This window comes from Pseudomonas sp. SDT291_1_S447 (assembly GCF_054070155.1).
This window is the reverse complement of record NZ_JBSVXS010000037.1, coordinates 24812-46316: the sequence shown is the minus strand read 5'-3', so window position 1 is coordinate 46316 and position 21505 is coordinate 24812. Positions and strand designations below refer to the sequence as shown.

The 21505-nt window shown below is 52.3% G+C and carries 20 protein-coding genes and 1 pseudogene; 4 read left to right on the top strand and 17 right to left on the bottom strand.

Annotation, left to right across the window (positions count from 1 at the left end; all coding sequences use genetic code 11):
- Positions 1–67: 67 nt before the first annotated feature.
- On the bottom strand, positions 68–406 hold the full coding sequence (locus ACW9IR_RS14505; protein WP_457463811.1) for a DUF2834 domain-containing protein: 339 nt from the start codon (positions 404–406) through the stop codon (positions 68–70).
- 249 nt (positions 407–655) lie between these two features.
- On the opposite strand from ACW9IR_RS14505, the pseudogene ilvA reads away from it, so the two are divergent.
- Positions 656–1645 (top strand): annotated as a pseudogene (ilvA, locus tag ACW9IR_RS14500) (threonine ammonia-lyase, biosynthetic); the annotation flags it as partial.
- A gap of 30 nt (positions 1646–1675) precedes the next feature.
- Here ilvA and ACW9IR_RS14495 read toward each other — a convergent pair.
- Together ACW9IR_RS14495 and eco are read right to left on the bottom strand one after the other, a co-directional pair.
- Complete coding sequence (locus tag ACW9IR_RS14495; protein ID WP_457463809.1) at positions 1676–1981, bottom strand: NIPSNAP family protein; 306 nt, start codon at positions 1979–1981, stop codon at positions 1676–1678.
- A gap of 21 nt (positions 1982–2002) precedes the next feature.
- On the bottom strand, positions 2003–2488 hold the full coding sequence (gene eco, locus ACW9IR_RS14490; protein WP_110719216.1) for a serine protease inhibitor ecotin: 486 nt from the start codon (positions 2486–2488) through the stop codon (positions 2003–2005).
- A 367-nt stretch (positions 2489–2855) separates the two neighbouring features.
- Here eco and ACW9IR_RS14485 point away from each other — a divergent pair, with 367 nt between their 5' ends.
- Entirely contained in the window at positions 2856–3125 is a 270-nt protein-coding gene (locus ACW9IR_RS14485) for a DUF1652 domain-containing protein (RefSeq protein ID WP_007912157.1), read from the top strand.
- On the opposite strand, the gene ACW9IR_RS14480 is transcribed toward ACW9IR_RS14485, so the two are convergent.
- A complete protein-coding gene (locus ACW9IR_RS14480) occupies positions 3122–3520 on the bottom strand; it encodes a hypothetical protein (RefSeq protein ID WP_026000451.1) in 399 nt (132 codons plus the stop codon). The genes ACW9IR_RS14485 and ACW9IR_RS14480 overlap by 4 nt on opposite strands.
- An 89-nt stretch (positions 3521–3609) precedes the next feature.
- Positions 3610–3879 carry a DUF2790 domain-containing protein gene (locus ACW9IR_RS14475; protein WP_016985200.1) on the bottom strand — a complete coding sequence of 90 codons (270 nt, stop codon included), beginning with the start codon at positions 3877–3879 and terminating at the stop codon, positions 3610–3612.
- Between the two features lie 495 nt (positions 3880–4374).
- On the opposite strand from ACW9IR_RS14475, the gene ACW9IR_RS14470 reads away from it, so the two are divergent.
- Entirely contained in the window at positions 4375–4671 is a 297-nt protein-coding gene (locus ACW9IR_RS14470; protein WP_457463806.1) for a hypothetical protein, read from the top strand.
- A gap of 108 nt (positions 4672–4779) precedes the next feature.
- Here the strand turns inward: ACW9IR_RS14470 and ACW9IR_RS14465 are convergent, their stop codons facing one another.
- The 11 genes from ACW9IR_RS14465 to ACW9IR_RS14415 form a co-directional block, all read right to left on the bottom strand.
- Positions 4780–5808 (bottom strand): tetratricopeptide repeat protein, encoded by a 1029-nt coding sequence (locus ACW9IR_RS14465; protein WP_457463804.1) that lies wholly within the window; start codon positions 5806–5808, stop codon positions 4780–4782.
- Positions 5754–6725 (bottom strand): tetratricopeptide repeat protein, encoded by a 972-nt coding sequence (locus tag ACW9IR_RS14460; RefSeq protein ID WP_110719219.1) that lies wholly within the window; start codon positions 6723–6725, stop codon positions 5754–5756. Before ACW9IR_RS14460 ends, ACW9IR_RS14465 begins: the two co-directional genes overlap by 55 nt.
- A gap of 5 nt (positions 6726–6730) precedes the next feature.
- A complete protein-coding gene (locus ACW9IR_RS14455) occupies positions 6731–7663 on the bottom strand; it encodes a tetratricopeptide repeat protein (protein WP_457463802.1) in 933 nt (310 codons plus the stop codon).
- A 32-nt stretch (positions 7664–7695) separates the two neighbouring features.
- Positions 7696–8688 (bottom strand): tetratricopeptide repeat protein, encoded by a 993-nt coding sequence (locus tag ACW9IR_RS14450; RefSeq protein ID WP_457463800.1) that lies wholly within the window; start codon positions 8686–8688, stop codon positions 7696–7698.
- Positions 8689–8901: 213 nt separating this feature from the next.
- Positions 8902–9756: a tetratricopeptide repeat protein gene (locus tag ACW9IR_RS14445; RefSeq protein WP_457463798.1), complete on the bottom strand. Its 855-nt coding sequence runs from the start codon at positions 9754–9756 to the stop codon at positions 8902–8904.
- Between the two features lie 5 nt (positions 9757–9761).
- A complete protein-coding gene (locus tag ACW9IR_RS14440; protein WP_457463796.1) occupies positions 9762–10799 on the bottom strand; it encodes a tetratricopeptide repeat protein in 1038 nt (345 codons plus the stop codon).
- Positions 10800–10801: 2 nt separating this feature from the next.
- A complete protein-coding gene (locus tag ACW9IR_RS14435) occupies positions 10802–11869 on the bottom strand; it encodes a tetratricopeptide repeat protein (RefSeq protein ID WP_457463794.1) in 1068 nt (355 codons plus the stop codon).
- The gene (locus ACW9IR_RS14430) at positions 11815–12789 is read right to left on the bottom strand and encodes a tetratricopeptide repeat protein (RefSeq protein WP_110719223.1); all 975 of its coding nucleotides are present in this window, start codon (positions 12787–12789) and stop codon (positions 11815–11817) included. Before ACW9IR_RS14430 ends, ACW9IR_RS14435 begins: the two co-directional genes overlap by 55 nt.
- A 14-nt stretch (positions 12790–12803) precedes the next feature.
- A complete protein-coding gene (locus tag ACW9IR_RS14425; protein ID WP_262415965.1) occupies positions 12804–16088 on the bottom strand; it encodes a hypothetical protein in 3285 nt (1094 codons plus the stop codon).
- A 32-nt stretch (positions 16089–16120) separates the two neighbouring features.
- The gene (locus ACW9IR_RS14420; RefSeq protein ID WP_110719225.1) at positions 16121–16984 is read right to left on the bottom strand and encodes a DUF4123 domain-containing protein; all 864 of its coding nucleotides are present in this window, start codon (positions 16982–16984) and stop codon (positions 16121–16123) included.
- Complete coding sequence (locus ACW9IR_RS14415) at positions 16975–19029, bottom strand: type VI secretion system Vgr family protein (protein WP_457463791.1); 2055 nt, start codon at positions 19027–19029, stop codon at positions 16975–16977. The genes ACW9IR_RS14420 and ACW9IR_RS14415 overlap by 10 nt, the downstream gene beginning before the upstream one ends.
- Before the next feature lie 374 nt (positions 19030–19403).
- On the opposite strand from ACW9IR_RS14415, the gene ACW9IR_RS14410 reads away from it, so the two are divergent.
- A complete protein-coding gene (locus ACW9IR_RS14410) occupies positions 19404–20705 on the top strand; it encodes an OprD family porin (RefSeq protein WP_110719227.1) in 1302 nt (433 codons plus the stop codon).
- A 143-nt stretch (positions 20706–20848) separates the two neighbouring features.
- Here ACW9IR_RS14410 and ACW9IR_RS14405 read toward each other — a convergent pair whose 3' ends face one another.
- Entirely contained in the window at positions 20849–21469 is a 621-nt protein-coding gene (locus ACW9IR_RS14405) for a transglycosylase SLT domain-containing protein (RefSeq protein ID WP_007912129.1), read from the bottom strand.
- Positions 21470–21505 lie beyond the last annotated feature (36 nt).

Genomic DNA, 21505 nt, shown 5'->3' with positions numbered 1-21505 from the left:
AGTCACCTCATCTTTGGCTGACACTCCGCTATCGCGAGCAGGCTCACTCCTACAGGGTTTCAGGTGTTCATAGTATCTGGCTGCACTTTGCCACCGCCTTCCGACGCTCGCGAACCCCACGCACCACCAGATACAACAACGGCCCGATCGAAACGAAAACCGCCGTCAGCAACAAATACGGCAGCACCGACCAGACCGACTGCCCACGCGACCGCGCATCCTTGACCATCCAGATCCCGGCGAGTGTCGCCAACAGATACAGATCAATCACCACCTGCGCGGTGTCGGGCCGCGACATCAGGCTGATGCCAAAATCGATCAACGACTGTTCGGCTTGGAGCATCACCGAAACGGTGTAACCGCTAAACGCGAGCAAAGCCGTGAGGGGCAGGGCGATCGACATCATGCATTCCTTCCGTGGTGTGATGAGAGAGTCGCCAGACTAACGTCACCGCGCAAAATTGGCCATTGACTTGCCACCAGCCTGCAGGCTAATTTCCAGCCCATGACTTCGACTGTATCGCGCTGCCAGCCAATGATTATTACCGCCATTCCTTATTTGGCGGGCTAGCTCACGACTGCAGCACCCAACCCGCCCTAGAGGCGGGTTTTTACTTTCTGTCTCCGGGGTTTTGAAAAATGTCAGGAGACGACCATGCCGCACAGCCCCGATCAGCAAACCCTGCTTGAGCACTACGTGAAAAAGATCCTCGCCGCGCCGGTGTACGACCTCGCGGTGCGCACGCCTTTGCAAGCGGCGCCGGCGCTGTCGGAGGCGCTGGGCAACCGGATTCTGCTCAAGCGTGAAGACCTGCAACCGACGTTCTCCTTCAAGATCCGTGGCGCCTACAACAAACTGGTGCAACTCAGTGACGAGCAAAAGGCGCGCGGTGTGATCACCGCATCGGCCGGCAATCACGCGCAAGGTGTGGCATTGGCAGCACGCGAGCTGGGGATTGTGGCCACCATCGTCATGCCAGCGACAACGCCGGAACTGAAAGTGCTGGGTGTGCGCAGTCGTGGCGCTGAAGCGCTGCTGCATGGCGAGAGTTTCCCGTTCGCACTGGCCCATGCGCTGCAACTGGCGGAACAGAGCGGACGCACCTTCGTTTCACCGTTCGACGACCCGGAAGTGATCGCCGGACAGGGCACCGTGGCGATGGAAATCCTTCGTCAGCATCAAGGTTCGCTGGATGCGATTTTTATCCCGGTAGGTGGCGGCGGTTTGATCGCCGGCATCGCGGCGTACGTCAAATACCTGCGGCCGGAAGTGCGGATCATCGGCGTCGAATCAGAACACTCCGCGTGCCTGAAGGCTGCGCTGGAAGCCGATCAGCGCGTCGTGCTGCCCAATGTCGGTACGTTCGCCGATGGTGTGGCGGTAGCGCAGATCGGCGCGTTCGGGTTTGAGGTTTGCCGCTTTTGCGTCGACGAGGTCATCACCGTCAGCAACGACGACCTCTGCGCGGCGATCAAGAACATTTACGACGATACTCGCTCGATCACCGAACCTTCCGGCGCCTTGGCCGTGGCCGGGATCAAGCAGTACGTAGCGCGAACCGGGGTGCGCGAGCAGACATTCGTGGCGATCGACTCGGGCGCCAATATCAACTTCGATAGCCTGCGCCATGTCGCCGAGCGCGCCGCAGTGTGCGGCGTCTCGGCATGATGAGGCCTACGGCAGCAAGGGGCGCAGGAAGCTGCGCTCGTAGCTGACGATAAACTTCTTCTCGACCAGGCTGGCGACCAGTGCGGTGCTTTCCTGATCGGTCAGCGCAACGTGCCGATAGCTTTCGTAATCCGTCAGCGACGGAAAACTGAACAGGCAATAAGCGATATTGCTCGCGCCTTCGGACGGCAAAAAGTAGCCGTGATGAGTGCCGCCCAAGCGCTCGACGATGCCGAGCCAGGCCTTCGCGTAGGCCTCGAACTCGGTCAGTTGGTAAGGGTCGATGACATATCTGACGTGGCAAGTAATCAAGCAGCGAACTCCTTGTTCGGGTTATTCCTGCAGGGCTGTACCGACTTTGTCCGACGCCGACCAGATGCGATAGCGCACTTCGACGTCCGACGGCGCGTACACCACGACCGGCAACTTGCTGTTGTACCGCAGCATGAAACCGTCACCGACGACCGGCACGAATGCGCGTTTCTTCTGGCTGCCGGGCGGGCAGGCCATCATCGTACTCATCGGCCCAATGACCTTTTCCAGTCGATAGAACGGATAACCCCAACCTTCAAGATTCTTTTCATCGAGAACACCGCCCAAACGCTGGCGATTGCAATCCACTTCAAGGGTTTTGCCGGCGAGAATTTCCACCTGGAAGTTCTCTTCCTGCTCTTGCTTGGGCAAGTGAATGACCTGGCGGGTGAACCCGGCTTCAGCCTTCGGGTACGGCGCGACGTCTTCAAGCTTGGCGGCGTGGGCGAGGGTGGACAGGCTGGCGATGAACAAGCCGGTGGTCGCGTAGACGCGTAAAGAACCCATGGAAGCCTCCGTGCGGGTGTAGGGTGGATGACGGGCATTCTTACCGTCATGGGCCGTGATTGCAAACCAGCGCCGAGTTGCAAATTGCAGTACCCGCCGAGGCCATTCTTGCAATTTGCAAGTAGCCAAATACTGGCACCGCCGCCAAGTGCTTGATTTCATGAGGGTGAAAATGAACCGATGAAAGGCACGATTTATGCGTCTTTTCAGTGCGGCGCACCGGCCTTGGGCGCCTACACTCCAATGGGCATTTCGCAGTACCACCGCTTGTCGCACCAGGGAAACAGCGGGGACACACCCGTGCAGGGGCAGCAACGGTCAGCGTGAATACTTGATTGGCATCTCACAGTAAGGAGAGGGTTTCGCCATGTTTCTGTCTGCCTTGGAACTACGCAATATCATTGAAAGCAGTTTTCTGCCGAAACGCTGCCAGTGCACGCTGTCGCCGGACTTGTCGATGACCGTCAAGGTTTTCGGCGATCACCAGACCGATCAGGTCGATCTGCTGGTCAGTGGCATCGACGCCAGCCACCTCAATGGCTGTCGTGAAATCAACGAACTGATCGCCGGGCTGCGCTCGGATCTGAACCAGCAAACTGTGCAACATCACTACAGCCCGCGCTCCAGAGTCGTCTAACGCACCGTTTCACCCAGTTCGACCGTCACGCGCCGGGCCTGCACAAAACCAAGGCCCAGCGCGAACTCGACCAGCACCGCGAGCAAAATCCCGGGGCCAGCATGGCCGTTCAGCCATTCCGCAAAACCCAGCACTGCCAAACCAAAACAACCGACGATAAACCCGTTGCTCAGCGCATTGCGCCCCAGCGACGGCGGCGCGTTGCGCACCAGATAAAACATCACGCCCAACGCCGCAAACAGCACCGCACTGCGCCGCGCGACAAACCCGGCAGCGTCGGAATACTCGATACTCCAGATCGCCAGCAGCCTCTCCGGGAAAACACCCCAGGCCAACGCCAGCAAAAAACACAACGAACACGTGAAGCCCGACAACGTGCGAAACGACAACTGCATGGCGAATCCTTGCGGCAGTGAGGAGGGCTCCGAGCATAACCGCCGAAACTCCCCACGCCTACCGCAAACCCGCAAATCAGACGTTTCTGTCAGTTCTGGAAGTTGCACGCGTCAGACAATTTCCGATAGCTGATTTCCTCAGGCTTACCGGCATTGTCGATGTACTTCATGTCGGCCGTGACCACCTTGCACAGTTGCGTTGGCGGCTCGGTCAACGACACCACTTTGGCCACATGCAGCGGCATGCCGTACTCATACGGCACGGCTTTGGAAGTGGCAGAGGTGTCATTGGCCTGGGCCAGCCCGGCGAACGCGGTGCAGGCGAGGGCGGCGGTGAGCAATAAAGGACGAATGTTCATGAAAGGACTCCCGAGTGGCGGTTCTAGCGTTCGGCGTGATTCAGCCGAACCTGCCGCACTGGGCAACAGCCAGAATGGCTGAGGGCGTGCGGTTCAGTAGAGTTTTTGACCACGGCGTTAAGGGATGGTTAACCGAGCTGAACGCCGGCTGTCAGGGAGTGAGGTGGTTTTCTTCGGGATGTTTGGCGAATTCCTACAAAGGCTGGTGCCTTGTCTGCTTTCGGCGGCTGGAGCGGGGCGGTTATTGTCGGTTGCCGCTGCAAAATCAGTGGTGCGGGTTTGGTCACCCGATAACTTCCCTTATTGCAGATGTGCCATCATTTGCGCTGCGGACATCTGTGTCCGTGCGGTGCATAGCTGTGGCGGCTGTGTGCAGGACGCCTTCGGGCGAGCTGAGTTGGGGTTGTTCTCGGTTGACCAAGCCTGCACACAGTCCGCCTCCCACTGTTTGGTCACAGTGCTGGCGGTTACTTTCGACCCAATGAGTAATCACCTATGCCGATAATCAAACTGCTACAAAACCGCTATCTCCCCCTCAGCAGCAACGTCACCGAAACCCCGACCCTGCTCATCGACACCCAAGCCAACCCGAAAGACATCCTCGAAGCCGCCGTCGAGCGCATCCGCGCCGCCGCCGACCTGCTCGAAACCCTGCATTGCCTGTGCTTCAAGCACGCCGACGTGCAGGACATTCCACACATTACCCATGCGCTTTACCTGCTGACGCAGGATGGCAATGATTTGCTGCAGGTGGCGCAGCAGCAGATGTTGAGTTGGAAGGCGCCGGTTTGATGAGCTAGTGAAAACGGCAGGGGTGAACAGCTGAATTTACGCGGGCTGATTCACTTGCTGCCGGTTAATGCAAGCGGGGTGTTGTGCGACTAACCGCTGGGGCTGCGGTCAATCTCCTAGTTTGTCAGGGAAAAATGAGAGGGGTGGGTGAGTGTCTTTCCACTGTTTTGCGAAAACTTTTGATTGCTCGATTTGCTCGGGTGTCATCTTCTCAGCAATTTTTTCTATCTTCCGGTCAACATAATCTTGAATGCCTCCGGCATCATTCAAGTCTTTCATTAGATAGAACATCGCATAGCCTTCGACTAGATTCAGTGGGTAGCCAATTTTATCTGGCGTATGCGAAATGTAAGCACCATAGTTGCTCATGGCATCTTGCTCGCCAGTTTCAGCTGCAATTTTTAGCCAATGATGGACAGTTTGCATGTCGCCGTCCCTGTAAAGAATTTCCAGATAGTTATTCATCGCTTTAGGGTATCCACCCTCTGACGAAAGCCTTAACCAATTTCGGACCGATTCGTCGCGTTTCCCAGGGATAAAAAAGAATCCCTTCCCCTGCCGCTCACTCACCGCCATCCAATACTGCGCAAGTGGGTAACCAGCGTTTGCTGACTTTTCAAGCCATTCGTCATTCAAAGTTATTTCATACATCAAGAATAGAGACTCAGCGTCACCGCTGTTCGCTTTTGCCAACGCTAGTTCTTTAGCATACGCAAACCACTGAGCAGGACTTTTGGAACTGGCAGGGCAGTTATCCATTATCGTGCACAAATCCGAATTTTTACGGCCTAGCTGAATCATCGCGTATATGGAACCATTCATCGCAGCCGTTTCATACCAGTGCTGTGCTTCGGGCGTCATGTATCGGTTTCGCTTTCTTAGCGCTTCGCCTAGGTAGTATTGCGATTCCACGTTTCCAGCTTGCGCTTCTTTTTCTAATACAGGAAAGGCTGCATCAAGCTTTAGCTGATTATATAAAATAATGCCTGCAGATACTTCGTGCGCTGGCTGCGACGCAAAAGTAATTGTGGCACTTGTTAAAAATGTCGCGATAATAAAATATCTAAATGGCCTCACTGGCGTTAATATCCTAGCTTGTCCGGAAAAAATGAGAGTGGCGGGTGAGTGGTTTTCCACTCTTTAGCTATTCTTTCTGAATCTTCAATCTGTGCTGGTGTCATTTTCTCGCGAATTTCTTCACCTTTTCGCTCAACATATCTTCCGATTCCGCCAGCATCACCTAGATCTTTAAGCAATGTAAAAAGCGCATAACCTTTAACTAGATCTAGGGGGTAGTCCAGTTTGTCTGGAGTGTGGGAAATATAGGCACCATAGCTGCTTACTGCCACTTGGTAACCACTGCGGGCTGCTAACTCAAGCCACTGGCGAATACTTGCTGTGTCGCCTTCTCTATGTAAAATTTCCAGGTAATCCATCATTGCTTTTGGATATCCGCCTTCCGACGAAAGCAAAAGCCATTTTTTTACAGATGCATCACGTTTTCCAGGAATCAAGAAGAAACCTTCGCCCTGACGTTCGCTGACCGCCATCCAGTACTGCGCGAGCGAGTATCCTGCGTTTGCGGATTTCTCTAACCACTCACGATTAAGAGTGATTTCATACATTAGATACAAGGATTCGGGATCGCCTTCCTGCGCCTTTGGTAGAACTAATCCTTTAGCTCGTGCAAACCATTCCGCTTGGGTTTTCTTGAATGGAGGGCAGTTGCCAATCTTCTGACAAAAGTCATTTTTGTGTCGGCCCAGTTGAATCATTGCATAGATATTGTCTTTTTCTGCTGCCTTTTCATACCAATGTTGCGCTTCGGGGGCCATGTAACGGCTTTTTTTACGAATGATTTCCGCCAAATAGTATTGAGAGTCCGAGTTTCCGTCGTTGCTTTCAATTTGGAGTTGTTGAGTCGCTGCGTTAATTTTGAGTTGGTTGTATAGAACTAATCCTGAAATTTTTTCAGGGGCGCTGTCTGCCGCCAGGCTTGGTTCTGCCCAAGAAAAAAGAGCAATTAATAAAGGCCAAGACAAAAATCTTGTCATTCTAGTTATCTGCCTAGCTTTTCGGGGAAGAAGGAGAGCGGTGGGTGAGTGGTTTTCCATTCCTCAGCGACAGCTTTTGAGTTCTCTAGCTGTTCAGGCGTCATTTTGCTCCCAATTTCTTCGAGAGTATCTTGAACGAAATCTTGAATCGCGCCTCCACCATCCAGCTCTTTCAGAAGGCTAATCAGTGCATAACCTTTAACAAGATCGAGGGGATAACCAACTTGGTCGGGTGCATGGGCAATGTAAGAGCCATAACTGCTAATTGCTTTTTGATCACCCGTTTCAGCTGCTGTTTGAAGCCAATGGCGCACCCCTTCAAGATCGCCTTTCTTATACAGGATCTCAATGTATTCCATCATTGCTTTTGGGTTGCCGCCTTCAGAGGAAGCTTTCAGCCATTTGCTGATGGCCTCATCACGTTTTCCAGGTATAAGAAAAAATCCCTCACCTTGTCGATCACCGACGGCCATCCAATATTGGGCGAGCGCATAACCTGCGTTTGCAGATTTTTCCAACCAAGTACGATCGAAAGTTATTTCATACATTAAATACGAAGACTCAGGGGTGTCTGTGCTTGATGCCATTTTTTTTGCCTGAATCAACCAATCGGCGCTTGATTTTTTACTCGCGGGACAATTGGTCATTTTTCTGCAGAGGTCATCGTTTTGGCGGCCTAGCTGAATCATGGCAAATATAGATCCATTATCCGCAGCGGTTTCGTACCATTGCTGCGATTCAGCAGTCATGTACCGGCTTCGCTTTCGAAGTGCCTCGGCAAAGTAATACTGTGAGTTCACATTTCCCGAGTCGGCCTCTTTTTTTAGTTCGCGAATCGCCAAGTCTAGTTTTAGCTGGTTGTATAACACCACTCCCAGGGTTGATTCTTTTGTTTGCGAATCTGCTGAGCTGTTTGCAGAAAGAGCGGCGATCAGCATTACTAAAATAATTCTAAATGCTCGCACTGCTATTAATAACCTAGCTTGTCAGGGTAAAACGAGAGAGGCGGGTGGTTGGCCTTCCACGTTTTTGCGAGCTCTTTTGCTTTTTCAATTTGCTCTTTTGACATGTTTTTTTCTATGTCAGGTAATGTGTCATTGACGTCTCGTATTACATTGCCTCCACCATTAAGTTCTAGCAGGTTTGAAAGTAAAGCATATGATTTTATTGGGTCGAATGCGAAACCGTATTTTGAGTTTTCTTCGCCTATGTAGGATGCATATCCAAATACACCTTCTACGTAGCTCGAGTCAGCTGCTTTTTCGTTCCAGTTTCTGAACGAGGCTAAATCATTTTTTTCGATCATGATTGCGGCTAACCCCATCATTGCAAGTGGATAACCATTTTCAGCGGACGCCTTCATCCATCGTTCGATAGCTTGGTTGCGTCTCGAGGGTAGTAAAAATGAACCACTCCCTTCTTGGTACTTCGTCGCCAGACGGAACTGCGCTAATGCGAATCCGTTCTCTGCTGACTTCTCTAACCAGTCATCGTTGCCTGTCATTTCATATAACAGGTACATTGATTCGCTATCTCCCTGCGTTGCGCGTTGAATTGCAAGGCTTTTAGCTTTAATTACCCAGCTGCTAGGAGAGTCTTCACCTGGTGGACAGTTTTTCATGGTTGAACACAAGTCGTCTTCAATTCTCCCAAGGCGAATCATAGAGTAGATATTCCCCTTTTTTGCGGAGCTTTCGTATGCTTTTTTAGCTTCCGGAGTCATGTGGCGGTTATTTTTTCTTAACGCTTCGCCCAGATAGTAGAGCGCCTCGTCATCTCCGCCGTCAGCGGCGGTTTTCAAAAAATCGATCGCAGAAATGGCTTTGTATTGATTGTAGAGTTCAATGCCCTGGATTTTTGCCTGAAACTGTTCGTGCGTAAGAGCAGATGATTCGGTTGCTATTATAGTTAACAATGTTAACGCCGCAGTCATTAGTTTTATTGGTGTCTTTGCTGAATTCATGGGTGGTTGTTTCTTCTCTGCGGAAGTAAGGGGGGCGGTTAGGCTTCGATTAAAATTCGGCGGTCCGCGCCTCCCTAAAGAAATACCAAAAAACCGGAGTCAGTCGCTAAGTTTTTCGGGGAAAAAAGAAATCGGTGGATGGGTGGCTTTCCACTCTTGCGCAACGATTTTTGACTGTTCAATTTGTTCTGGTGTCATTTTTTCAGCAATCTTTTAAATTTTACGGTCAACATAATCTTGCACTCCACCGCTGTCGCCGAGCTCCTTTAACAAAGAAAAAATAGCGTAGCCTTTAACTAGGGCCAGTGGGTAGCCAACTTTGTCGGGAGTATGTGAAATGTACGCTCCATAGTTGCTCAGAGCTGCTTGCTCGCCGGTTGCTGCGGCCACTTCAAGCCAGTGCCGAGTGCTCTCCATTTCTCCTTTTACATACAGTGTTTCTAGATATTCCATCATCGCTTTTGGGTTGCCACCCTCGGAAGAGAGAAGTAGCCATCTTCTTACTGACGCATCACGTCCTCCAGGAATGAAGAAGTAACCTTCACCTTGTCTTTCACTTACAGCCATCCAATATTGCGCGAGTGGATATCCTGCATTTGCAGATTTCTCTAGCCACTTATGATCCAAGGTGATTTCGTACATTAAATACAGAGATTCTGGATCGCCATCATTTGCCTTCGGCAAAGTGATTTTCTTGGCTTCCACGAACCACTCGGCTTGAGTTTTTTTAGACGGTGGGCAGTTTTCCATTATTGCGCAAAGATCGTTTTTTGCTCTGCCCAACTGAATCATTGCGTATATGGAGCCATTCATCGCCGCCGTTTCATACCAGTGCTGTGCTTCTGGCGTCATATATCGGTTGCGCTTTCTTAGCGCTTCGCCTAAGTAGTATTGCGACTCCACATTTCCAGATTGCGCTTCTTTTTCTAATGAGGGAAAGGCTGCGTCAAATTTTAACTGATTATATAACGCAATGCCTGCAGAAACTTCGCGCGCTGATTTTGACGCAAAAGCAGGCGTGGTACTTATTAAAAATGTTGCGACAAAGAAATAACTGAATAGCCTCACTGGCGTTAATATCCTAGCTTGTCAGGGAAGAGCGAGAGAGGCGGATGGTTGGCCTTCCACGTTTTTGCGAGTTCTTTTGCTTTCCCTATCTGCTCTTTTGACAGGTTTTTTTCCACTTCTGGCAAAACATCGTTAACATTGTTTATTACGTTTCCACCACCATCAAGCTCTAGTAGATTTGATAGTAGCGCATATGACGTTACTGGGTCTGAGGTGAATCCGTATTTTGGTTCAACTTCGCCTATATAAGACGCATAACCAAAAATTGCTGATACATAGCCTGAAGCTGCAGCTTTTTCAGTCCAAGTTCTAAACGATGAAAAGTCGGCTTTTTCAATCCTAGCAGCGGCAAATCCCATCATAGCTGGAGGATAGCCATTCTCTGCAGACGCTTTCATCCACTTTTCGATTTCATCTGATCTTCTGGAGGGCAGTAGGAATACTCCGCCACCTTCTTGATATTTAGTCGCTAAACGAAATTGCGCCAATGCGAAACCTTTTTCTGCAGATTTTTCTAACCATTCATCGTTCCCTGTTATTTCCCATAACAAGTACATAGACTCAGCATTTCCATGAGATGCCTGATCAGTCGCAAGCTTCTTAGCTTCATTTATCCAGCCTTCAGGCGATTGCTCAGAGGGGGAACAATTTTTCATAGTTACGCACAAGTCTTGATCCGCTCCTCCGAGCCGAATCATAGAATAAATATTGCCTTTTTTTGCTGACTCCTCGTAAGCTTTTTGTGCTTCCTGAGTCAAGTATCTGTTGTTTTTTCTTATTGATTCACCTAGATAATAGAGTGCCTCATCATCGCCACCATCAGCGGCGATCTTCAAAAACTCAATCGCAGAAGTGGCTTTGTATTGATTGTAGAGTTTTATCCCCTCGTTTTTTGATTTCTGTTGTTGGGTGGAGAACTCGGAATGTGCATGTTTGCTAGACAGTATGCATGCAAACGCCAAGCTTAGAGTCAAGATTTTGAGTGGCTCGAAGTAACTTTGTCCCGCAGTTGAGCTTGTTTTTAATTGTAGAGGCTGATGCAAGATTAAAAGCCTATTTTTTCAGGGAAGAAAGAAAGAGGCGGGTGAGTAGCCTTCCATTCAATCGCATATTTTTTTGCTTCCTCAATTTGAGCGGGCGTCATTTTCTCCGCTATTTGAGGTAACTTGCCATCGACATAAGCTTGAATGTTTCCACCGCCATCCAGTTCTTTAAGCAAGGATACGAGTGCGTAGCCTTTAACTAGATCTATGGTATAGCCAACCTTGTCGGGAGTATGGGATAGATACGCACCATAACTTGCAACGGCGGCTTGGTAGCCGGTTTTTGCCGCCACTTCCCACCAATATCGAACACTTTCTAAATCGTTTCGTTGGAAAAGGATCGATATATATTCAATCATCGCTGGGGGATAGCCACTTTCTGAGGCGGATTTTAGCAACTCCTCCTCAGCATTCTTCCTCTTCCAAGGAAGTAAAAATGTGCCTTCGCCCTCGGCATAACGATTGGCTAGTAACCACTGTGAAGGTGCATATCCAGCTGCCGCTGACTTTTCCAACCACGTTAACTCTGCAGTTGCGTTGTACAAAATCGCCATTGCTTCGGCATCTCCACTGATGGCGCGAGGAGTTGCGGTTTTTATCAATAGGTCTAACCATTCACTCGGTTTTTTGCTTCCTGGAGGACATTGATTGATGACGGAACAAGAATCTTCTGAAGTCGTTGCAAGTTTGAACATTGCATAGTAATCGCCCTGGGTGGCTGCCGCCTCATACCATTGAAGGGCTTCAGCATTAAGGACTGTTGTTTGTTGGCGGAGTTCTTCGGCTAAATAGAACTGTGCTTCAGTATCTCCAGCCTCTGCCGCAATGCGTAGTTCACGCTCGGCTTTTTTATGTTGATTGAATAGCTTGATTCCTTGCAGTTTGGCTACCTGTTGTTGTGTGCTCAACTGCACCGACGCGTAACTAGGAAATATGAACGAAGTAAAAAATATGAAATAACCAATACACAATATTCTTGTAAGGCGCGTTCCTTTTGCAGAATAAAAATGTTTTGTCAAAATCCATATTTTCCGGGGTAAAAGGATAGGGGAGGATGCGTATTTTTCCACTGCTGTGCAAATACCCTGGCTTCTGCTATCTGCTCAGCACTCATTTTTTCAGAAATTTCTGGCAGAACTTCATCCACGTAAGGCTGTATATTCCCACCACCATCAAGTTCCTTCAGTAATGATGTCAGTGCGTAACCTTTTACTAGGTCAAGCGGAAAATCATATAGGGAAGGGGCATGAGCAAGATAGGCCCCGTAGCTGCTGACGCCAGACTCGTACCCCGTTTTTGCCGCCTCTTCGATCCAATGCCGGGCTACCCCGATATCGCCACCGTTTTCATAAAGAAATGCGGAGTATTCAAGCATTCCTGCGGGGAAACCATTTTCAGCTGACGCTTTTAACCAACGTCCGACTTCTTCAGTTCGTTTCCAAGGCAGAAAAAATTTTTCACCTTCTTTGTAGCGATTTGCCAAAAGCCACTGGCCTCTGGGGAAGTTAGCTGCTGCGGATTTTTCCAGCCACTCTAATTGCCCAGACGACAGATATTTAATGTACATTGCTTCGCCATCACCATTATCTGCTTTTTGTTCACTTTCTTTGTTTAATAACTCCAGCCAGTCGGTGCGTTTTTTCGTGCCCTCAGGGCAATTGTTCATGACCTCGCATAAGTCATTATTTGATGTCGCGAGTCGTAACATTGCGTACAAATCGCCTTGCAAAGCTGCGGCTTCATACCATTTTTGAGCCTCGGCAGTAATGTATTGTTTTTGCTGTCGAAGCTCCTCTCCCAAATAATATTGCGACTCGGCATCACCCGCTTCCGCAGCAATTTTTAATTCTGCAGCCGCAGGTTTGTATTGGTTGTAGAGTACCAAGCCTCTCTCTTTTGCTTCTTTTTGTGATGAGGAAAGATCGGCATACGCTTGGCTGCACAAAGTTATGGCAAGTAATCCTGCGAACCATTTGGATCTGATTAGCATAAATAATCTTCTGTTTAGTGTTTTGGATTAACGTAAGTTGCTTGGCCGCTCGGCAAGAATGTATTGCCATAGTATCTTGTTCGTTTGCAATATCCATCCAGGCGTCCGCCAAGGATCTCAACGTGTTTTTTATATCGGCTGCGCATTCTGTCGTTTTCAACGCTAACTAGTCTTAAGACCGCTTCAGACATGAAATTGTCCATTCCCAGTCTGTTTTCACAATAAGTTTGCTCTGCGGCGCTGGCGGCTTTTGTCCCAAAGCGATTCATGCTCATGCACGCCTCTTCAAACTGTGCTTGTGCAAGAGGGACTGTTCCTTGTGATTCTGCTTGGCGAACAATCAGTCCAAGTATACGTTCTATAGCTTGTTGTTGAAGTAGTTGACACTGGTCTTTTGAGTATGTTTTTGTTTTTGCGCCGCTTCCGCCGTATTCCTCTATCTTAAATTCTTCAGCAGCGGAAATTAGTGTCATGAACATAGGGCCAAGCGCACCAGGGGTTGCTGCTAAGATCCATTGGTCCAGCTCAGTTTGATTACGATAGTTCATAATCGTATGAGCGATCGTCGCCCCTTTACCTCCGCCAGTTAACGCCTCATACAACGACATTACGATATCAACACCTTGCATGTAAAACATTGCGACTTCAAAGCCATTAGCACCTAGGAAGTTCAGTTTGTCGATGTACTTGGCAGCTTCATCCGTAACAAAAATCAGCGATTTATCCTGATTTTTGTGCATCTCACGGCGCAGGATATTAATTAGGTCAGTGACACCGTCATAACCGACTTCGAACTGGAATTCGCCGCCGGCTCCGGCACCGACAATGACGGATGCCTTGAACCGCATGATGAAGCGACCTTCGTGCAAGGAAATACCGATGTCTGCTGATGCACCGAGGCCGTATGCGGCGGTGAAACCGGCGGTCAGTCGCGCCAGACTCGACCATTGGCTGGCTTTGGTACTGTTGACGCTATTGGCCATTCCTGGTGAAGGCGCGGTGCGCAATGCTGCGATTTCTTTTGGCGGCGCCCAGTTTAAGGCGCCTGTGAGTAGAATCCCTGCCTGCACTCCCGCAAAGAGGTTGAACTGGGCTTTGGCTCCGTCCTCTACTCGAACTTTTGCTGCGTTACCTTCCAGCACCGGTTCGCTTCTCGCGGTTGCAGCGGTTGCATGTGTCGTACCCGGTCGTTCTGCGTCGGTGATTCCCGGTAGGTTCAGGCCGCCTTGTACGTTTGCACGTCCCAACTGCACGCTGGAGGAAAGGAGGAGGGTGGCGCCGGTGTATCCCCAGGCTCTAGCGCCCAGGTGGATCGAGAACCGACCTAGATTCAGGTTTTTGCGGTTTTTCTCATAGTCGAGGTAAGGGATCAGGATGTCTTGTGCCTGATCTCTGCCCGGAAGATCCATTTTCATCAATTCAACTTCGCCACGGGCGAGGTCAATGCCCAGACTCACTTCAGCCTTCGCGGAGGCTTTGAAGTTATCCGCCACACTGAATGTCGGGCCGGTTATTTTGGCGCCGGTGTGGATTGATGGCTGTGGCGGTGTGAGGCAACGCACGAGTTGAGCTTGAGGGCTATTGTCGAACAGGCGCAAGGAGCTTCTGACTTCTTCCTTGAACAGCAACTGACGAAGACGAAGTCCCCAATCCTTGCGGGCTCCGGCATCCTCAAAGGTTTCGACCTTGTAGTTCTTCGATTTCAGGTAAGAGTGGAACATTTCCACATCAAACCAGCCTTTCTCATCAAACCAGTCACTCTGTTGATCTTTGATGGCGAGTGCACCTTCAAGCCGCAGCCACTCATGGAAAGGATTGTCGTCAGTGTCCGACGTTGCTTTCCCGGTGCTGTTCCCCGGAAGTTTCTGCAAGTCTTTGCTTGCCTTGGCGCCGATTTCACTCGCGTCCTTTTTCAATACCTTTGTGATGCCCTCGAGATTGAGTAGGCTCAGGTGTTTGACAGGACTGTTGGGGCTATTTAAAAGTGCTACTTCGCGCAAAGGAAAGCCTGCTTTGACCAAGCGTTCTTCCGGTTTCGGCTGAAATTGCTCGGGTTCCCACAGCAGATGTCGCAGCGGCAGGGCTGCGGCCACTGCAGCCTCTGCGTCATCGCGAAGTTGCAGGCGATCTTGCTGAATGCGCTGCCATTCTGCCCGTTCCGCCTCCACGATACCTGCAGGTGCCGCGACGTTTTGCCCGCTGGCGTCAATCCAGGCTTTATATTTCGTGCGGATCTGCTCCGTGAGCTTGATCTGCCGCTGCTCCATCTCGAGATATGCCTTGAATTTCTCGATACCTGCGCTGATGTCGCCAGTGTCAGGAATAAGCGCAAATTCCGGTAGGGCCAGCCCATAGTCGGCAACTTTCAAAATCGCATCGATATAAGCAGCAAAGTCTTTTTCGACTTTTTCGCGCTCGTTGGCGACTTCCTTTAAATAACCACACATCCGGGCTTTGCCATCGATGACGCAGTTTGTGGCGTCCAGATAGGCCTTTTTGTTTTTCTGAAAGTCTGCCTCTTTCAGAGTCGTCAACTTGCCACTCTTGGTGAGCGCAGCGCGGGCCTTCAAGTAAGTCTGCACGCGATTTCTTGCTTCGATCGCCCCTGGGGAAAACAGGTTGCCGCTTTCGTAGGTGTAGCCAGCAATTTTTGCCTGTGCGACCGCAACAGCTTTCAGCTTTTTCCATTCGTTGTAGAGGCGCTGCAGTTTCTGCCCATCAGAGTTGGCTTCAAGCAGGCTCGCTTGCTGTTGATTGGCAAGCTCCCGATTGCGAGCGTATTCGCTTTGGTCCGGCAGTTTGTCCAGCGCTGCGGAGTTTCGAGCCTCTCGGCTGACAGCCTTCAATCGCATAGCCATGGAGGGCTGCGCGATATCGGGTTCCTGAGCCTCGATTTCGAGCATTCGGCTTTTTTGCTCGCCTTGCAGGAAATTACTCAGCTTCGGCTCCAGGAAGTATTCCAGAAGCCCTGCGGTGTTCATCCCCTTGAGTCGTTCTTCTGGAGACTTACTGGCGCTGATATGTTGCTCGAGTTCATTCATCGCCTCTTTGATCGAGCTGGCCGCACGTTTAGGCAACAGGTAAAACATTTTTTCTTTGGTGGCGTAGATCACTTCGCCATATTCCGTCGAGCAGGCCGTCTTTACCTGGTCGAACGCGTTGGAACAACTGTCATGCGCTTCAGGCTGGGGATCAAGTTCCAGGGCAGGCTTGCTCTCGACCGGTACCGCTGAAGTCGATGGGTTCGCAGCTGGTTTGTTGAAATCTACCTTGGGTGCTTCCGAGATATCAGTTTCCATTTCGCTTCCATTCATTCTTTACGGACGGGTCATCAAGCAGCGCTGGTAGTCAGTTGCTGCAACTGTTGCACTTTGATGAACGACTCTTCCCTGGATTGCAGGATGGCCATTGCCTGAGGCTGCGTCTCGAGCAGCGGGCCGTTGGTGATTTGGCCCAGTTTCAGTAAATGACGACCTTCGTAAATGTTGTGGGCAACCAGCACGTTCAGGTTTTCCACGAGGTTGGGCAGTTGTTCGTCGGTGGGTTCACCGTAGGCAGCGTATTGCTCGTCTGCCCAATAAACCCAACCCAGATGCTCCTGAACCTTTGGCGCTGTTGGCGGCAGGTTGAACGCTGAGACGTCGCCCAGCCATTCAAGTTCCGAAACGGGGCGCCAGCTGAGCCAGCGACCGCGATTACGCCCGAAGTGGACCGGTGCCGGGCTGTAAACGTGTTGCCAAGGGCCGAAAAGTTGATGCGAACTTTCACCAGCGGTGTAGGCCAGCGCGGCCCACAGGCTTGGCTTGTGATAGCTCAACAGGCTTTGGCCACCTGAGCCATCGTTGGCACGCAGGAGCCAGCGGGCATGTGCCAGTGCCTTGGCTGGATCTGTTGTGGAGAGGGCAATGCCGGAGAAATTTTCTTCGCAGAGCTTTGCCGCTTCGGCTGCGAGTCGACTGCCCCACGGGGCGACCAGCCAGAGAGGACCGTCAGCGGCAATTTCAGCGAAGTCGGTGTTGAGAAACAGACCTTGGGTGTCTACGGGCTCGCCGACACGGTACAGGCGGCTCATGGCTTCCGGCTGACGGACGCGATCAATGATGAAACACAGGGTCAGGTCGGAGCTTTCTCTCGGCAATTCCTCGAACCCATGGCGTGGCGCTTCGAGGAGGGCGGTCAGCGCTTTTACATGCATGTGCAATCCTTACGGCTGCAGGCGCCGTTGCTTTGTTTTCCGCACAACGGCGTGATACCTGACTCGTTCAGACGCTTTGGAAGCGGGATGAGTACTTTTCCGGCCTTATCCGCATCCGCCACTTTCATCGGTCCCGGCAGCAATGGTGCCGCAGGCGTCCCGACCCCAGGCGAGCCGCCAGTGTTGACCTTCACCTCGGCCCCGCTGATGGTCACGCCACCCGCATCAACCTTGACGAAACTCCCGCCAGCCTTGGCCGTAAGTTCCATGGCGCCTTCGACCACAACCTTCTGGCCGGCGTAGTAATGGATTTCTGACCCGGCCTCAACAAACTGCGCAGTCCCCACTTTCAGGTGCTGGGTGACACCCACGGTCAGGTGATCATCCGCACGCATCTCGCTGATTCGATCCAGATGCGTAATCCGGTGCTCTTCAACCTTGAACTCACTCAGCGTGTTGGCTTCAACGGTGTCGTGCCGTTCGTTGCCGACGCGGATTTTCTGGTCGTGCTCGATGTTTTCGTCCCAGTCGCGTTGGGCGTGGATGTAGATCTGCTCGGCGCCTTTCTTGTCTTCGATGCGGAACTCGTTGTAGCCCTTGCCACCCGGTGAACTCAGGGTCTTGAACGTGCTGCGGGTCTTGTTTGCCGGTAGGTCGTAGGGGACGACGTTTTCCTTGTGGTACAGGCAACCGGTGACCAGTGGCTGGTCGGGATCGCCTTCGAGGAAGGTGACGAGGACTTCCATGCCGATGCGCGGGATGGCGATGCCGCCGTACGCTGCGCCGGCCCAGCCGCTGGCGACGCGCATCCAGCAGGTGGTTTTGTCGTTGGACTGGCCGTCGCGGTCCCAGTGGAATTGCACTTTGATCCGGCCGTACTGGTCGCAGTGGATTTCTTCACCTGCCGGGCCGGTGACGACGGCGGTCTGGCTGCCGAGGACTTTTGGTTTCGGGTGTTCGAGGGCAGGGCGGTAGTGCGCATCCCATGGGGTGGCGAGGAAGCTGTTGCGGTAGCCCTGGTGGAAATCGCTTTTGTGGTCGGTGACGTCGCTGGTGACGTTTTCGCCGAGTACTTGCGGCTGTTTGCCTTCGTGGAAGACTTCCAGCAGCAGCCAGAGGTCGTTCCATTCGGCGCGCGGGTGTTCGGCCAGCGTCAGGAAATGGCCGCTGGTGAGGGTCGGCTCGTCGCCTTTGCCTTCGGCGAGTTTGTAGTCGCTGCGATGGCGTTCGAGGGCGCGGGTGGAAAGGAACTTGCCGCGCTCGCGGGTGGTGAAGCGGCCGGGGTAGTCGTAGTCCTCGAGGTCCGGGGCGAACTCGGTTTTGACCGCGCCTTCGGGGAGGATCTTCGGTTTTTCGAAGTCGTAATCGCGGCGGCTGACGCGGGTGGTGCGGGTTTCCAGACGCAGGTTGAAGCGTTTGATCACCGGTTTGTCGGCGGCCATGCCGGAGTCTTGCTGGTAGCTCACGGCTTTGAGTTTGCGGAACACGGTCTGGTCGTCGCCGAACACCAGTTTGTGGCCGCTGCTGCTGTGCTGGAAATGGAAGTGAATGCCTTCCTCTTCGCACAGGCGCTGGATGAAGTGCAGGTCGGATTCGTCGTACTGCACGCAGTACTCGCGTTCCGGGTATTCGGCGTTGAGCTGGAAGCTGTAGGCGTCGGCAAGAATGCCGCGATCTTCCAGCACCTGAGCGATGATTTTCGGCACGGTCAGTTGCTGGAAAATCTGCTGATCGTGGTTGTGCCGCAGGTAGGCCAGTTGTGGCACCAGGCTGAGGCTGTAACGGGTCAGGGTCTTGCCGGAGTCGCCTTGCTCGATGCGATAGACCAGACCGTGGATCTTGCCTTCGCCGGTCGGGCCGAAAGTCAGGACGCCGGGCTTGTGCAGCAGCTCTTCGAGTTTGAGGTCGGGGCGGGCGCTGACGAGTTCGAGGTCGAAACGGAACGGTTCGTTGAGGGCTTCGCGACCAGTGAAGCTGAGGACTTGCAGGTCGGCGTTGGCGCCTTCAAGCGTGAGGGTAATGTGGGTTGCGTTGGCGTCCAGCATGCCTTGAATTCCGTCCGTTGAATAAGCAGGTGACGGATGATGGAGGATTAAGCGGCCTCGTTCAAGGCACAAAAGCCGTAGGTCTGGCAGGTTTGCGGTATAGGGAAAACCCTTAGGTGAGGTGTTTCGCCCAATGAAACCGGGCGTTTGCTGCGAATTGGCGTTGATTGCCGGCAACTTTTCCCACGATCCCGGGTTGAAGAATCCTCAGTCAGATTCAGACTAAAGTCGCCTGTAGCACGTCAAAGCCATCTGCCATCATTGCCGCTCACCCCTGCGTGTTCACTTTCTCCTGGTTCAATCTGACCCGGGACGGGAGCTATTTTTCTGGCTTGTTGCGCGCTTGCGCAAACGCTGCATTGTTGGAGTTTTTCATGCGTCCCCCATTTCCCCTCATCACCCCGCGCCAGTCGTTTGGCTTCGGAGCCTTTGTGCTGTGCGCAGGTTTTACCGCACAGGTTCAGGCCAGCGGATTTTTTGAAGACACCACGGCGAAAATCGAGTCGCGCACGGTGTACTTCAACCGCGATTTCCGTGATGGGAGCACCTCGAACGCTCAGGGCGCTTCCAAGCGTGAAGAGTCGGCACAGGGCTTTATTCTCAACCTGCAATCGGGCTACACCGAAGGTACCGTGGGTTTCGGTCTCGATGCGCTGGGCATGCTCGGCTTTCAACTCGATTCCAGTCCGGACCGCAGCAACAGCGGCTTGCTGCCTTCCAGCGGCAACGATCCACGCGGATCGAAAGGCCAATACGCGAAAATGGGCCTGACCGCCAAGGTCAAGATTTCGGACACGGTGCTCAAGTATGGCGCGCTGCTGCCGGATCTGCCGTTGCTGAAATACAACGACGGCCGTTTGTTGCCGACGATGTTCAACGGCGCCATGTTGACCTCTAAAGAGGTGAAAGACCTGACCTTCATGGCCGCGCGCCTGGACAAGTACACCGCGCGGGATTCCACCGATTCGCAAGACATCCGCGTGCACTGCAAGAACAAGCGCTACGCCTGCAACACCACCGCCGACCATTTCGACATGTACGGCTTCGACTACAAGATCAATGATCGTCTGACTGCGCAGTATCACTACGCTGAACTGGAAGACATTTATCGTCAGCACTTTGTCGGGCTGCTGGGTAATCAACCGTTAGCTGGCGGTGTACTTAAAGCGGATCTGCGTGTGCTGAAAAGTGCCGACAGCGGCGATGCCAAGGCCGGTTCCATCGATAACCGTGCGTTGAGCGGCATGTTGTCCTATGCGCACAGCGGCCACACGTTCAGTGCCGGTTGGCAGCGCATGAACGGCGACAACTCGATGCCGTATCTCGATGGTAGCAATCCGTATCTGGTCAACTACGTGCAGGTCAACGACTTCGCCGCCGCGCAGGAACGCTCGTGGCAGTTGCGTTATGACTATGACTTCAAGGCCATTGGCATTAATGGTTTGAGCTTCCTGACCCGTTATGTGAACGGTGATCACATCAAGGTGTTGGGCAGTGATCAGGAAGGGAAAGAGTGGGAACGCGACAGCGAGTTGAAGTATGTGATTCAGACGGGCACGTTCAAGGATGTGAGTTTGCGATTGAGGAATGCTACGTATCGGACCAACTATGAGAAGTTTGCCCGGGATGTGGATGAGACACGGTTGATTGTGAGTTATAGCTTTTCGGTGTTGTAGGTCTTGGATGTGTAGTGCTTGATCGGGCGCTATCGCGAGCAGGCTCACTCCTACAGGGGATCTTCAGTGGACGCGGATATCGTGTTCGACATTGATCCATTGTAGGAGTGAGCCTGCTCGCGATGAGGCCTTTGAAGTCACCGTTACAACCAATGCCAGAACCGGCTCCAGAACCCCCGATTCAAATCCTCTTTGCACCCGGCATATTGCCGCGCATACACATCCGAACGATTTTGCACTTTGCGCGCCGTTGGCATCAGCCAGGCTTTGCTCGCGTAAGTCTTGTTGCGGAAGCCGCCCCAGCCTTCGTGGTAGTTGAGGTACTGGTTATAGGCGTCGTACTTGTAGACGCCGTTGATCGAATAGGTTTTGTCCATGTACCAGCCGACAAAGTCGATGGCGTCGTCGAAGTCTTCGCGATCGGCGCCGCTGCGGCCGGTGCTTTTCTGGTAATCGGCCCAGACTTCATCTTTGGCTTGCGCATAACCCGAGGCGGTCGAGACGCGGCCCCACGGGATCACCCAGAGCAAGTATTTGCGCGGAGTCTTGGCGTCGTAGCGGTAGCCGGATTCCTGATACATGATCGCGAAGGGCACCTGAATCGGCACGCCCCAGCGTTTTTGCGTGACTTGCGCAGCGTCGTACCAGTCGCTTTTTTCGCGGAAGATTTCGCAGATGTCTTCCGGCGAACGGGGCGGCGAGGTGCCGCACCCGCTCAGTAGCGTTGCCAGTGTCAGTAGTCCAAGCGTCTGCCTGTAATTCAAAAGCCGTTATCCCGTCGTGCGCAAAAAGGCCGACAG